Here is a 13,936-nt window from a genome sequence, read left to right on the forward strand (position 1 = left end):
CTGCGTCTATCGCTTGACGCCCTGGCGGCAAGGATATAGACCAACCCTGTTTCCGGACACGCCACCTCGCGAAGACTCGCGCAGTGGCGTGTTTCTGTTTGCTTTTAAGGTGGCCCGTTGTTCGATCAACTCTCAGGCAAGATGTCCGGTGTCCTCGAAGGGCTTTCCAAGAACGGGAAGCTTTCGGAGGCTGATGTCACCGAGGCCATGCGTGAAGTGCGTCTCGCCATGCTGGAGGCAGACGTTGCTCTGCCCGTGGTGCGGGACTTCGTCAACAAGGTCCGTGAACGGTCTGTTGGCCAGGAGGTGCTGGAAAGCGTTTCTCCGGGGCAGGCCGTTGCCAAGATCGTCAACGATGCCCTGATCGACGCACTGGGCGGGGCAGGGGCCGTGCCGCTGAACCTGTCCGCCAATCCGCCGGTTCCGGTGCTGATGGTGGGCCTTCAGGGGTCCGGAAAGACCACGACGTCGGGCAAGATTGCCCTGCGTCTGTCCGGTCGTGAGAACAAGAAAGTCCTTCTCGCCAGCCTTGACGTCCAGCGTCCGGCTGCGCAGCTCCAGCTCCAGCAGCTGGCCGAGCGCGTCAACGCCAAGACGGGGCGCGTTCAGGCCCTGCCAATCATTGCTGGTCAGTCCCCCGTCCAGATCGCGAAACGTGCCCTCGAGACCGGGCGTCTTGAAGGTTATGACGTCGTCATTCTCGATACGGCAGGCCGCCTGTCCATCGACGAAGCGCTGATGGATGAAGTGCGGGACATCCGCACACTCACCAGGCCGGCCGAGACGCTGCTGGTCGTCGACGCGATGACCGGTCAGGACGCCGTCAACACTGCGAAGGCCTTTAACGAAGCCGTCGGGATTACCGGCGTCGTCATGAGCCGGATGGACGGTGATGCCCGCGGTGGTGCGGCCCTGTCCATGAAGGCCATTACGGGCGCGCCGATCAAGCTGACCGGTTCGGGCGAGAACCTCGAAGCGCTTGAAGAATTCCATCCCGAGCGTGTCGCCGGCCGTATTCTCGGCCTGGGTGACGTCGCCGGGCTGGTGGAACGTGCCGCCGAAACCCTCGATCACGAGGAAGGCGAGCGCGTCGCCAAAAAGATGCTCGCGGGCAAGTTCGATCTGGATGATTATGTTTCCCAGATCGACCAGATCAACCGCATGGGCTCGATTTCCGGTATTCTCGGCATGATGCCGGGGATGGGAAAGATCAAGGATATGCTGGGTGACAAGGAGCTCGATACGTCGATCTTCAAGCGTCACAAGGCCATCATTTCCTCGATGACGAAGCAGGAGCGCAAAACGCCGGACATCATCAAGGCGTCCCGCAAGAAGCGCATCGCGGCAGGCTCGGGAACCACGGTTCCGGAGATCAACCGGCTGCTCAAACAGTTCAACGACATGTCCACCATGATGAAACGCATCAGCAAGATGGGCCTGGGTGGCCTGATGCGCGGCATGGGTGGTGCAGGAGGTCTGGCGGATCTGATGAAGGGCATGGGCGGTCCCGGGGGGAAACCCGGTGGACGCCCGCCTTTCGTCTGATCCGTCCCGTTTTTACAAGTCTGTCTCTCAGGAGTATTTCATGAGCCTCAAGATCCGCCTTGCACGTGCAGGTGCCAAGAAGCGTCCCTACTACCACATCGTTGTTGCTGACAGCCGCAGCCCGCGTGATGGCCGTTTCATCGAGAAGGTCGGTTCCTACAACCCGATGCTGCCGGCCGATCACGCCGACCGTATTCGTCTCGTTGACGAGCGCATCAAGCACTGGCTGTCCAACGGCGCCCTCGCCACGGACCGTGTTGCCCGCTTCCTCGGCAATGCAGGCCTGGCTCCGAAGCCGACCTACAACGAGCAGCCCAAGCAGTCCGCTCCGAAGGCGAAGGCCCAGGAACGCGCCAAGGCTGCCGCCGCTGCTGCCGCGGCCTGATTGAGCCGCTTTTCAGGAAGCCCGAGACGTGCCCCGCTTCAACCCTGACAGCGATGTCCTGATTGCCACCGTCGGTCGTCCGCACGGTGTCCGCGGTCTGGTGCATCTTCATGCTGCCACAGATGATCCGGCTTCGGTCGAGACGCTGGGCGTGTTGCATGACGGGCAGGGCAGGGCGTGGACGGCCCGCTGGATTTCGGCAGGCGTGGCTGCACTGACGGACGCCGACGGACAGGATCTTCCTGACCGTACGGCCGCCGAACGTCTGGTCAATGCGAAGCTGTATGTTCCGCGGACCGTTCTTCCGAAAACCGGAGACGACGAATTCTATCATGCCGATCTGATCGGTATGACGGCTGTCTCGGAAGACGGAGAAGTTCTCGGGACGGTGTCGGTGGTTCACGATTACGGCGCAGGCGTCAGCCTCGAAGTGGATCGTGGTCTGATCGTGCCGTTCACGCTGGCCTGTGTTCCCCATGTGGATCTTGCGAAACGGGAAGTGGTTCTTGTCCCTCCTGTTGAAGTCGAGGTCGAGGGGGATCTCTCCGGCGAGGTCCAGGTGCGGGCATGAGCTGGCGCGCGGACATCCTGACCCTTTTCCCCGACATGTTCCCGGGGCCGCTGGGGTTCTCCCTTGCGGGCCGGGCGCTGGAGCGGGGGATCTGGTCCTGCGAAGCGCACGATCTGCGCCAGCATGGACTGGGACGTCACCGGGCCGTCGATGACACGCCTTTCGGTGGCGGAGCCGGCATGGTGATGCGGGCAGACGTTCTGGATACGGCCCTCTCGGCGCTTCCCGCGCTGGATGGCCGTCCGGTCGTCTACCCGACGCCACGGGGCAAGCGCATGTCGCATGAAGATGCGGAGCGCCTGTCGTCCGGACCGGGGGTCGTCGTTCTCTGTGGGCGCTTTGAAGGCGTGGACGAGCGCGTTCTGGAAAAGCACGATATCGAACAGCTCTGCATGGGCGATGTCGTGCTGTCAGGGGGGGAAATTCCTGCCCTGACTCTTCTGGATGCATGCGTCCGTCTTCTTCCCGGCGTCATGGGGTCGGATGTCAGCGGTCTGGACGAGAGCTTCGCCGAAGGGCTTCTTGAATATCCACAGTACACCAAGCCGGCAGTGTGGGACGGGCGGGACGTGCCCGACATTCTTCTCTCCGGCAACCATGGTGCCATCGCCCGCTGGCGCCATGAACAGTCAATCGCCGTCACGAAGGCGCGCCGCCCGGACCTCTGGGATGCGTATCTGGCACGACAGCAGGTCCATTGAAGTTTTGTTTTCAGGAGTTTGGTCATGAACATTATCCAGCAGTATGAGGCGCGCGAGATCGAGCGTCTTTCCGGCGTCCGCGCTGTTCCCGAGTTCATTGCAGGTGACACGGTCCGCGTTGGCGTCCGCGTTGTCGAAGGCACGCGTGAGCGTGTTCAGAGCTTCGAAGGTGTTGTTATCGCCCGTTCCAACAAGGGCCTGAACAGCAACTTCACGGTTCGCAAGATCTCCAACGGTGAAGGCGTGGAGCGCGTATTCCCGCTGTACGCACCGTCGATCGCCAGCATCGAAGTTGTGCGTCGCGGTAAGGTCCGTCGCGCGAAGCTGTATTATCTGCGTGGCCGTTCGGGCAAGTCCGCCCGTATTGCCGAGCGTCCCCGCGATCTGCCGAAGGCGGACAGCAAGGCCGCTTCCTAAACCGTTCGGAGTAGAGACAGGATGCCCGTTACCAATTCGCCCAGAACCCTTTTTGACAAGATCTGGGACGATCATGTCGTCGAACGTCTCGAGGACGGGACGTGCATCCTCTACATCGACCGGCACCTCGTTCATGAGGTGACAAGTCCGCAGGCTTTTGAAGGTCTGCGGCTGTCCGGGCGTCGCGTGCGCCGTCCGGATGCCACGGTGGCCGTGGTGGATCACAATGTCCCCACGTCCGACCGTTCCAAGCCGATCGAGGAGCCGCAGAGCCGCCTCCAGATCGAAACGCTTGAGAAGAATGTTGCCGAATTCGGCATTCCCTATTTTCCGCTGCGTTCCGCCTCTCAGGGGATCGTGCATGTTGTCGGGCCGGAGCAGGGCATCTCTCTGCCGGGCATGACGATCGTCTGCGGCGACAGCCACACGTCAACGCATGGCGCCCTTGGGTCGCTGGCGTTCGGGATCGGCACGTCCGAGGTCGAGCATGTGCTCGCGACCCAGACGATCCTGCAGAAACCCGCGAAGAATATGCGCGTCTCGGTTGAAGGCAAGGTCGGCCCCGGTGTGACGGCCAAGGACATCATGCTGGCCATCATCGGGCGCATTGGCACCGCTGGCGGCACCGGGCATGTCATTGAATTTGCAGGATCTGCGATCCGTGATCTGGATATGGCCGGGCGTATGACGCTGTGCAACATGTCCATCGAAGCCGGTGCGCGTGCGGGTCTGGTTGCTCCTGACGAGACGACCTTCGCTTATGTGAAGGGCCGCCCGTTTGCCCCGAAGGGTGAGGCGTTCGATCAGGCCTGTGACTACTGGCGCAGTCTGGCGTCTGACGAAGGCGCCTATTTCGACACGGAAGTCACGCTGGCCGCTGAAGAGATCATCCCGTCCGTCACGTGGGGCACCAGCCCTCAGGACGTTCTACCGATCGATGGTTCCGTGCCGTCTCCGTCGGACGTTGCGGATCCGGCCCGTGCCGCCCAGATCCAGCGTGCGCTGGACTATATGGGGCTTGAAGCCGGGCAGAAAATTGCCGGGACCCCGGTGGATGTCGTGTTCATTGGTTCCTGCACGAACAGCCGTCTGGAAGATCTGCGTGCTGCGGCGGACGTGGTGCGCGGACGTCATGTTGCCGAGGGCGTTCGGGCCATGATCGTTCCCGGCTCTGGTCTGGTGAAGCATGCGGCTGAAGCCGAAGGACTGGACAGGGTGTTCCTGGATGCCGGTTTTGAATGGCGTGAGGCGGGCTGCTCGATGTGTCTGGGGATGAACCCGGACCGTCTGACGCCGGGACAGCGCTGCGCTTCAACATCCAACCGCAATTTTGAAGGCCGTCAGGGCCCGGACGGCCGCACGCATCTGTGCTCGCCCGCCATGGCGGCGGCGGCGGCTGTTACTGGGCACCTGTGCGATGTGCGTGAACTGGTGAAGGAAACCGTCTGATGGACAAGTTCATGGAACTGACCGCCATTGCGGCGCCCATGCCGACCGAGAACATCGACACGGACCAGATCATTCCGGCCCGCTTCCTCAAGACCATTCAGCGGACCGGTCTGGGGAAGAATGCTTTTGCCGCCCAGCGTTATGACGCCGATGGCAATGAAAAGCCGGATTTCGTGCTCAATCAGGAGCCCTACCGGCATGCCGAAATCCTGATTACCTATGATAATCTGGGATGTGGCTCCTCGCGTGAACATGCCCCCTGGGCCCTGCTGGACTTCGGCATCCGTTGCGTGATCGCGCCCAGCTTTGCCGATATCTTTTTTAATAACTGCTTCAAGAACGGTATTCTGCCGATCCCGCTGCCTCGCGAGATCTGCGACGAACTGATGGACGATGCCCGTCAGGGTTCGAATTCGCGTCTGACAGTAGATCTGGAGCGTCAGGTCATCGTACGTCCGAATGGCGAGACCATCGCGTTCGAGGTCGATCCGTTCCGTCGCCACATGTTGCTGGAAGGGCTGGACGACATCGGTCAGACCATGGCGCATGATGCCGAAATCAGCAGCTTCGAACATCGCCCCAGCCGTGCGTGGGTGCCGTCAATTACCATAGGAACTGTGAAATGAGCGACGCACACAAGCTTCTGGTTCTGGCCGGAGACGGAATCGGCCCGGAAGTCATGCGCGAAGTTGCGCGGATCGTGCACTGGATGAGTGCGCATCGCGGACTGAAGCTTGAAATCACGGAAGAACTCGTTGGTGCAGCCTCGCTTGCCGTACACGGCGTGCCGATCCGCGATGAGGTCATTGAACTGGCCCGCAAGGCTGATGCGGTTCTGTTTGGCTCTGTGGGGGATCCGGCCTGGAGCCATGTCGGGTTCGACAAGCGCCCGGAAGTTGCGATCCTCAAGCTCCGCAAGGAACTTGAACTGTTCGCCAATCTGCGCCCGGCCAAGCTGTTCGATGCCCTGATTGACGCCTCCGCGCTGAAGCCTGAAGTGGTGCGCGGGCTTGACCTGATGATCGTTCGCGAGACGGTTGGTGGCATCTATTTCGGTGAGCCGCGTGGCATCGAGACACTGCCCGATGGCTCCCGTCGCGGTATCAACACGGAAGTTTACACGACGTCCGAAATCGAGCGTGTGGCTCGCGTGGCGTTCGACCTGGCCCGCAAGCGCGACAACCGCGTGTGTTCGGTCGAGAAGTGCAATGTCATGGAAAGCGGCCTTCTGTGGAAGGAGGTCGTGACCGACATTCACAAGCGCGAATATCCCGACGTCCAGCTTTCGCATATGCTGGCCGATAACTGCGCGATGCAGCTCGTGCGTGACCCGAACCAGTTCGACGTTATTGTAACGGGCAACCTGTTCGGGGACATTCTCTCCGACCTGGCGTCGATGCTGACGGGTTCGCTCGGAATGCTGCCTTCCGCAACGCTTGGCCCGGTTCGCGCCGATGGTAAGCGCAATGCTCTGTACGAGCCGATTCATGGCAGCGCGCCGGATATTGCAGGCAAGGGGATCGCCAATCCGCTGGCGCAAATCCTGTCTTTTGCAATGCTGCTGCGTTATTCGCTCAATCGCGCCGAGGATGCCGATCTGATTGAAACGGCTGTGTCGAACGTGCTGGCTTCGGGCCTGCGGACCGGGGATATCATGTCTCCCGGCATGGCTCGAGTCGGAACCGAAATGATGGGACAGGCCGTGCTGCGCGAGATGGAAAAGCTCGCCTGACCTTTTACGGGACCTGTCTGACACATATCAGGCGCCTTCCTTAGGGAAGGCGCCTTTTTTGTTGATCGCAGCCCGGCTGCCTGTGGTCAAAACTGTTGGAACATGCCTAGGATCGCGTCATCGAAATGATCCGGAACCCTGTCATGTCCTTTATTGCCGACCGTCTGAACCGCATTCTTCCCAGTCAGACGATTGCCGTGACCCAGAAAGCCCGCGCTTTGAAAGCAGAGGGCCGCGATATCATCAGCCTTTCTGCGGGGGAGCCGGATTTCGATACTCCCGATTTCATCAAGCGTGCGGCAATCCGGGCGATCGAGGCCGGCAAGACAAAATATACGGATGTTCCAGGGACGCTCGAACTGCGCAAGGCTGTCGCGGCCCGTCTGAACGCCGACTTTGATCTGGACTACAAGGCTGAAGAAATCTGCGTCTCCACGGGTGGCAAGCAGGTTATCTACAACGTAATGGTCTCGACCCTGAATGCAGGCGATGAAGTCATCATTCCAGCCCCCGCTTGGGTGTCTTATCCCGACATCGTAACGCTGGCCGATGGGACGCCCGTCATTGTCCAGACTGACCCCGAAAATGGCTTTCGCCTGACGGCAGAACAGCTTCGCGCAGCCATCACGCCCCGGACGAAATGGCTCTGCCTCAATTCACCGTGCAATCCGACGGGGGCAGCATATGATGAGGCCGCCCTGAAGGAGTTGACGGATGTCCTGCTGGACTATCCGGACATCTGGATCCTGACCGACGATATGTACGCCAAGCTTCTGTATGATGGTGCTGTGGCCAAGACCGTCGTGCAGGTTGAGCCCCGGCTGCGTTCACGCACCGTGACGATGAATGGTGTGTCCAAAGCTTATGCCATGACGGGCTGGCGGATTGGATTTGCCGCAGCCCCGGTGGAGTTCACGAAACAGCTCATCAAGCTGCAGGGGCAGAGCACGAGCAATCCCTGTTCTATCGCGCAGGCGGCAGCGCAGGAAGCCGTGTCCGGTCCGCAGGACTTCATTTCGGATATGGTGAAGGTGTATCAGGAGCGGCGCAATCTGGTGATTGGTATGCTCAATGATGCGCCCGGTCTGAGCTGTGCTCTTCCTGAAGGGGCGTTTTACGCCTTTCCGTCCATTGCAGGCGTCTTGGGCAAGACCACCAAGGGCGGCCGCCTGATTGATGGGGACGAGGCTTTCGTAACGGCTCTTCTGGAAGAAACCGGCGTTGCGGCGGTGCACGGAACGGCGTTTCTGACGCCGGGATATTTCCGGATTTCCTATGCCACCAGTACGGAACTCCTGGTTGAGGCCTGCACCCGGATCCAGAATTTCTGTCAGGGTCTTTCATGAGTTTTACCATCGCATCACGCCTTGCGGAGCTGCCCCGGCCTGCAACGATCGCCATGGCTGCCCGCGCCCGCGAACTGAGAGCTGAGGGCGCGGATGTCATTTCGCTCGCTCTGGGGCAGCCGGACTTTCCGTCGCCGCCGGAGGCGATTGACGCCGCCTATGCGGCCGCCAGGGCCGGGGATACCGGGTATCCTCCGATTCCCGGACAAAAACCGCTGATCCACGCCATCATCCGCAAGTTTGGGCGTGATAACGATCTGGACGTTGCGTCCAGTCGGATCATGGTCGCGAATGGTGGCAAACAGATTATTTTCAATGCGTTGATGGCGTCGCTGGAAGCTGGCGACGAGGTCATCATTCCCGCACCATACTGGGTAAGCTATCCGCTGATCACCCGGATGCTGGGTGGGGTTCCGGTCGAGATCCGCTGTCGGGAAGAGAACGGCTTTCGCCCGGACCCAGAGGCCATCCGCGAAGCTATTACGCCGCGTACAAAATGGCTGGTTCTGAATTTCCCGAACAACCCGACCGGTGCGATTCTTGAACGACAGGATCTGGAAGCCATTGCGGACGTGCTGCGTAAGGCGCCGCATGTTCTCGTGATGAGCGACGAGATCTATGAGCATCTCACATTCGACGGCCGCAAACACCTCTCCCTGCTGAACGTCGCGCCTGATCTGGCGGACCGGATCCTGATCGTGAACGGCATGGCGAAAGCCTATGCCATGACAGGGTGGCGTGTCGGGTTTGCCTGCGGTCCCGTACCACTGATCCAAGCCATGATTGCCGTTCAGGGCAATTCCACATCTGGTGTCTGCACGCTTGCACAGGCCGGGTCGGTTGCCGCTCTGGATGGGGATACTGACGGAATTGCACGGATGCTGGCGACGTATGAGCGCCGTCGGGCTCTGGTCGTTAGTGCATTGCAGAACGTGCCCGGACTGACCTGCGTCATGCCGGAAGGTGCGTTTTATGCCTATCCGGGGATCGCGGCCCTGATTGGCAGAACATCCGGAGAGGGGCGTCTTCTGGATACGGATGTGGCGTTTGCGGAGGCCCTTCTCGAAGAGGCGCATGTCGCGACCGTTCCGGGTTCGGCCTTTGGATACAGTCCGTATCTTCGTCTGTCCTTTGCGGCGTCTGATGAACAGCTGGCAGAAGCCTGTCGCCGTATTGCGCAGTTCGTGGGCGCTATCCAGCCCGTCTGACAGGAGCCGCGGCAGGGCATGGACGCAGAAGCGGGGGAATGTCAGAATTGGATCATGACGAAGACAATCCCTCCCTTTTCCGAACTGTCTTTCCCCCGGCCTGACGAGAACTCACTCAAAACGCGCTACGATGTCATTGCATCGCTGCTTGATGCCGGGGACCGGGTCGAGGCGCTGGAGGCTTTTGACGCCGTCCGTCGCGAGTATGAGTCCTGGGCCTCGCATGTGCACCTCCAGTTCTCGCGCAATACGCAGGATGAGACGGCCAAGGCCGATCGGGATTATGCGGACCGCTTATCTCCGGTCGCGACCGATCATGAGGTGACGGTCAAAAAGCGCCTGCTGGCCGATCCTGACCGCGCTGGCCTCGAAGCCATCGTAACACCGCATGTGGTGCGGCTCTGGGAAGCCGATACGACCACGTTTGATCCGCGCATCAGTGCAGATCTTGAAGAAGAAGCCCGCCTTTCAGGAGAATACACGGCCCTTCTGGCGGCCGCGAAAATTCCTTTCGATGGCAAAGTTCTGAACCTGTCGGGGCTGGTGCCTTATCTTCAGGGTATGGACAGGGATGTCCGTCATGCGGCGGAGAAGGCGCGCTGGGATTTTTTCGAGCAGAACGGCGCTGAACTGGATGCCCTTTACGGCAAACTGGTCGCTCTGCGGGACCGGATGGCGAAAACCCTTGGTTTCGAGAACTATATCGAACTCGGGTATCGCCGGATGCGTCGAACGGATTACGGCCCTGAACAGGTCGCAGCCTTTCGGGAGAAGGTTCTGGCGTATGTCACGCCCCTGATCAGTGCGCTCATGGAGCGTCGTCGTCTGAAAATGGGCTGGGACAAGGTGATGGCATGGGATGAGGCCCTGATTGACCTTCAGGGCAACCCCGAGCCTGCAGGTGATCATGACCTGCTGGTGGCGCGCGCTGAAACCATGTTCCGCGACCTCGATCCTTCAGGCGAAATGGCGGATTTCTATGTCCAGATGCGCGATCTTGGGTATCTCGATCTGAAAAACCGCGAGGGGAAGGCAGGTGGCGGCTTCTGCACGTCTTTTCCGACAGTTGGGACACCATATATCTTCGCCAATTTTAACGGCACCCATAACGATATCGGCGTTTTCACCCACGAAATGGGCCACGCGTTCCAGAACTGGAAAAGCCGTGAGTTGCCGTGGATCGACCAACTCTGGCCAACCATGGAAGCGGCGGAAATCCATTCCATGGGCCTTGAATTCCTGAGCTGGCCGCAGATTGGAGACCTGGTCGAGGACGGTGCGGCGGAACGGTATCGGCGTATGCATCTGATTGATGCGCTGTCGTTCTTTCCGTACGGCGTCTGCGTGGATCACTTCCAGCACGAGATTTATGCTCATCCGGACATGACGCTTGAAGAGCGGCATCAGACCTGGCAGCGGCTTGAAAAACTCTACATGCCCTGGCGGGACTGGGGCGATCTGGCCTATCCTGCAAAGGGTGGCCGCTGGCAGGCCCAGCTTCATATCTACCGGCTGCCGTTCTATTATATCGACTACGCGCTGGCGCAGTGCTGTGCGCTGCAACTGTGGCTGGGATCTCGTCTTGACCGGGAAGGGACGCTGGAAGTTTACCGCAGGCTCTGTGCCGAGGGAGGCTCCAAGCCATTTGCACAACTTGTGTCCGAAGCAGGGCTGACCTCTCCGTTCGAAGCCGATGTTCTGGCTGAAGTCGTTCATGAAGCCGAGCAGGTGCTCGCGCTCTGAAGATGAGATGAGGCTCCGGAAAAAGCCGGAGCCTCAGGGACTTAGCCGCGTTTGTTCCAGTCGGAAATGAGGTCAAGGACAGCCTGCGGAGACATGCTGCGGGCATTGCCAAGCGCCTTGGAGCCGTCACCGTTCAGGGCATGGCCTTCCGGGGTAACGATAATGACGGTCGGGACAGACTTGATGGTCACGCCATAGCGTTCCGCCAGATCGAGATTGGTGTTGATCCGCCCGACATTGACCGGCACCACTACGAACTGGCTATCCAGCCAGCGTGCCGCGTCAGGCAGCGCGAAAATGCCGCTGAGCATCTTGCAGTCCGGACACCAGTTGCCACCGAAATCGAGCAGAACCTTGCGATGCGTCTTCTGCGCGAGCGCGAAGGCCTGTTCCACCTGCTCGTGCGCCACAGCCGTGTCAGGATAGGGTTCGGCGACGGGAGGAGCGGATGTTTCGGTCAGTTTGGGGGCAGGGACTGCTGGCGTTGTGGACGCGGCATGTGCCGGAAGGGTTGCAGTCAGGGCCAGACCAAGGCCGGCGGCAAGAAGGGAACGGTTCATGAAAAAGGCTTTCATTGATGTTGTCCTCTGCATGCCATAACGCAGAATGACAGGAACAGATGATTAAAGCCCAATTTTCAGGAAAGGTCATGCGTTTGAAAAAAGCAGTACCCCGCCCGCAAGCAGCATCTCCCCGCGAAGTCAGTGTTACGGAAACCCTGATCCGGACTGCAGTCCTCGTGGCGCTGACGCTTGCTTTCGCATCGGTCTTCCGTTTCTGGCAACCGGCCATCAAAGCTGCGCAGCATATCGCTGGAACGTCCGTCTGGCAGGAACTCTACAGCCTGTTTCATATTGAATCGGGGGTCGGGCGCGAGCAACTGATCCTGACCGGAATCATGGTTGTCTGCTTTTTGTTGGCGCTTGTTGTCCAGTCCGTTGGCTTCCTGATCTTTCGGAAACTCAGAAAAAACCGGGCCTGACCCGCAGGGCGGAAACGGCTGCCAGACACCACGCAAGTATGAGCATTGTCCCGCCATAAGGCGCGATCCGGCCAATCGAGACGGGGCCCAGCTTCAGGTCAAACAGCGCGAGCAGGGTGACGGGAACACAGAACAGAACCATGCCGATCGCCATGCACAGACATGCCATGCGGATCAGGCGCGGCGACAGGCGCGCGGCGTTCAGGGAAAGCAGGCAAAGCCCGAGTGCGTGCCACATCTGGATTTCAACTGCGGAATGCAGCATGGCCCTGCCGCCCGGAACGGCAAACAGACGGTCCGGCAGATGGGCGGACAAGGCGCCAAGCATGACGCCGGACGCTGCGGAGAGGGCAGCGAAAATGAAACTGCCCCGAAGCAGAACTGACGTGCGGGGCTGGATGGGGTTTGCGGACATGCCGTGAATGTATCATGTGTTGTCTGAACAGCGAATGAGAGACTGTCATGAGTGCATTGTCAGTCTGTCGCGGCCTGTCTTTTCAGGGCAGGCGCGTTTGAAAAAGGAAGCTTCGATGACTGTTTCGTATCTCCGCCTGTGTCTGTCTGCGGGCCTTCTGGCCGGTCTTGCGGCCTGTAATGCTCCCGATGCCCCTCCGGCGCCGGCGCTGCCGAGCGTCGCTTCGACCTACAAGCTGACGACAGCAGATGCGGCGTTCCTCCAGCAGGTGGACGAGATGGACCAGACCCAGATCGCTATTGCGACGCTGGCCGCGACCCATAGCAACAGTGACGTGGTAAAAGCATTCGGCTCGACCGTTCAGGGTGATTATACGACCAATCAGAAAGCCGTCTCCAAGATCGCCTCAGACGCCAACCTGACGGTTGCCGCCAAGATTGACGCGGCCGATCAGGAACATGTCGAGTCGTTTTCCCATCTTTACGGTGCCGCGTTTGATCGTATGTTCCTGCGCGATATCGTCAGTATCCGGACACCGGATCTGAGCAAGGCCATCGCGACGGCTCAGGCTTCGGGCGGCTCGCCGGACATCAAGACCCTTGCCAAGGACACGGACAAGATGCTGACGGATCACACGTCCCGCGCCCGCGACCTGATGGGCGATCGCAGCATCGGTCATCACGCGAAGCACAAAAGAAGCCGCTGAAAATAGCGCGGAGGGTATAGGCAGGTCATGACTATCCGCATCGACAGGATCGTGACACGGGGTGGAGACGGGGGGCAGACGTCTCTTGGGGACGGTACACGCGTCCCCAAGTCTTCAGACCGGATCGAGGCGATGGGGACTGTGGACGAACTGAATGCCCAGTTGGGAATTCTGTGCTGTTCGATGGCGCAGGATTTCCGGATGGCTGTGCTTGAAGACGAAATCCGTCAGATCCAGTCCTGCCTGTTCGATCTTGGTGCGGACCTGTGCCTGCCTGACCCAGAACGTACCCCCAGCCTGCCCTCGGAGGCCATTGCATGGCTGGAAGTCCGTCTTGAGGATCTGCGCCGTCACCAGCAGGAACTCAGAAGCTTTGTTCTGCCAGGTGGCAGCCCCGTCGCGGCGCAGGCGCATCTCGTCCGCACCGTTGCGCGCCGGGCCGAACGACGTGTGGCGGTACTGGAGCAGAGACCGGCAGACGGACTTCGTTTTTTGAACAGATTGTCCGATTACTTCTTTATTCTTGCGCGCCATGCCAACAATCATGGTGAAACGGATATTCTCTGGTCGCCGGGACGCTGGAATCAGAAGAAAATATAAATATCCGCTTATTGCCCTGATGACAGAATGCACGTGAAGTGCTAGAAAATCTTCGTCAGAACGCTGGGGTTCTTCCAGACGAGTCGACTTTTCATATCCTTGTCAGGACATGTGGCTGCTGAGCGGGTTCAAATCC

Annotated in this window: 16 protein-coding genes; 14 read left to right on the forward strand and 2 right to left on the reverse strand. The window is 59.9% G+C overall.

All coding sequences use genetic code 11. The features are described 5' to 3' along the window. Window positions 1-117 precede the first annotated feature (117 nt). The 11 genes from ffh (at window position 118) to HK22_RS11730 (ending at window position 11,097) form a co-directional block, all read left to right on the forward strand. A complete protein-coding gene (gene ffh / locus HK22_RS11680) occupies window positions 118-1,545 on the forward strand; it encodes a signal recognition particle protein (RefSeq protein ID WP_086649388.1) in 1,428 nt (475 codons plus the stop codon). Window positions 1,546-1,585: 40 nt separating this feature from the next. Further along, window positions 1,586-1,930 carry a 30S ribosomal protein S16 gene (rpsP, locus tag HK22_RS11685; protein ID WP_062029531.1) on the forward strand — a complete coding sequence of 115 codons (345 nt, stop codon included), beginning with the start codon at window positions 1,586-1,588 and terminating at the stop codon, window positions 1,928-1,930. 28 nt (window positions 1,931-1,958) lie between these two features. After that, complete coding sequence (gene rimM, locus HK22_RS11690; protein ID WP_077803041.1) at window positions 1,959-2,501, forward strand: ribosome maturation factor RimM; 543 nt, start codon at window positions 1,959-1,961, stop codon at window positions 2,499-2,501. Then, on the forward strand, window positions 2,498-3,202 hold the full coding sequence (gene trmD / locus HK22_RS11695) for a tRNA (guanosine(37)-N1)-methyltransferase TrmD (RefSeq protein WP_086649389.1): 705 nt from the start codon (window positions 2,498-2,500) through the stop codon (window positions 3,200-3,202). Before rimM ends, trmD begins: the two co-directional genes overlap by 4 nt. Before the next feature lie 24 nt (window positions 3,203-3,226). Continuing rightward, entirely contained in the window at window positions 3,227-3,619 is a 393-nt protein-coding gene (gene rplS / locus HK22_RS11700; protein WP_041110658.1) for a 50S ribosomal protein L19, read from the forward strand. Window positions 3,620-3,640: 21 nt separating this feature from the next. Continuing rightward, window positions 3,641-5,068, forward strand: a complete 1,428-nt coding sequence (gene leuC / locus HK22_RS11705) for a 3-isopropylmalate dehydratase large subunit (protein ID WP_086649390.1) — start codon at window positions 3,641-3,643, stop codon at window positions 5,066-5,068. Continuing rightward, complete coding sequence (gene leuD / locus HK22_RS11710; protein ID WP_086649391.1) at window positions 5,068-5,694, forward strand: 3-isopropylmalate dehydratase small subunit; 627 nt, start codon at window positions 5,068-5,070, stop codon at window positions 5,692-5,694. Before leuC ends, leuD begins: the two co-directional genes overlap by 1 nt. Then, window positions 5,691-6,800: a 3-isopropylmalate dehydrogenase gene (gene leuB / locus HK22_RS11715; RefSeq protein WP_062029522.1), complete on the forward strand. Its 1,110-nt coding sequence runs from the start codon at window positions 5,691-5,693 to the stop codon at window positions 6,798-6,800. The genes leuD and leuB overlap by 4 nt, the downstream gene beginning before the upstream one ends. A 143-nt stretch (window positions 6,801-6,943) precedes the next feature. After that, window positions 6,944-8,146 (forward strand): pyridoxal phosphate-dependent aminotransferase, encoded by a 1,203-nt coding sequence (locus HK22_RS11720; RefSeq protein WP_086649392.1) that lies wholly within the window; start codon window positions 6,944-6,946, stop codon window positions 8,144-8,146. Beyond that, complete coding sequence (locus tag HK22_RS11725) at window positions 8,143-9,354, forward strand: pyridoxal phosphate-dependent aminotransferase (protein ID WP_086649393.1); 1,212 nt, start codon at window positions 8,143-8,145, stop codon at window positions 9,352-9,354. Before HK22_RS11720 ends, HK22_RS11725 begins: the two co-directional genes overlap by 4 nt. A 54-nt stretch (window positions 9,355-9,408) precedes the next feature. Continuing rightward, the gene (locus HK22_RS11730; protein WP_086649437.1) at window positions 9,409-11,097 is read left to right on the forward strand and encodes a M3 family oligoendopeptidase; all 1,689 of its coding nucleotides are present in this window, start codon (window positions 9,409-9,411) and stop codon (window positions 11,095-11,097) included. 41 nt (window positions 11,098-11,138) lie between these two features. On the opposite strand, the gene HK22_RS11735 is transcribed toward HK22_RS11730, so the two are convergent. Further along, window positions 11,139-11,657, reverse strand: coding sequence for a thioredoxin family protein (locus HK22_RS11735; protein ID WP_231865292.1), 519 nt, complete (start codon window positions 11,655-11,657; stop codon window positions 11,139-11,141). A gap of 89 nt (window positions 11,658-11,746) precedes the next feature. On the opposite strand from HK22_RS11735, the gene HK22_RS11740 reads away from it, so the two are divergent. Further along, a complete protein-coding gene (locus HK22_RS11740; protein WP_062109722.1) occupies window positions 11,747-12,079 on the forward strand; it encodes a hypothetical protein in 333 nt (110 codons plus the stop codon). Here the strand turns inward: HK22_RS11740 and HK22_RS11745 are convergent. Continuing rightward, window positions 12,060-12,494 carry a DUF423 domain-containing protein gene (locus tag HK22_RS11745; protein ID WP_086649394.1) on the reverse strand — a complete coding sequence of 145 codons (435 nt, stop codon included), beginning with the start codon at window positions 12,492-12,494 and terminating at the stop codon, window positions 12,060-12,062. The two genes, HK22_RS11740 and HK22_RS11745, sit on opposite strands and share 20 nt — an antisense overlap. A gap of 115 nt (window positions 12,495-12,609) precedes the next feature. Here HK22_RS11745 and HK22_RS11750 point away from each other — a divergent pair, with 115 nt between their 5' ends. Both HK22_RS11750 and HK22_RS11755 read left to right on the forward strand, forming a co-directional pair. Next, window positions 12,610-13,200 (forward strand): DUF4142 domain-containing protein, encoded by a 591-nt coding sequence (locus HK22_RS11750; protein WP_086649395.1) that lies wholly within the window; start codon window positions 12,610-12,612, stop codon window positions 13,198-13,200. Between the two features lie 27 nt (window positions 13,201-13,227). Continuing rightward, window positions 13,228-13,800: a cob(I)yrinic acid a,c-diamide adenosyltransferase gene (locus tag HK22_RS11755; RefSeq protein ID WP_086649396.1), complete on the forward strand. Its 573-nt coding sequence runs from the start codon at window positions 13,228-13,230 to the stop codon at window positions 13,798-13,800. Window positions 13,801-13,936 lie beyond the last annotated feature (136 nt).

Origin of the sequence: Gluconobacter sp. DsW_056 (assembly GCF_002153595.1) — a bacterium.
Lineage (GTDB): Bacteria > Pseudomonadota > Alphaproteobacteria > Acetobacterales > Acetobacteraceae > Gluconobacter > Gluconobacter albidus.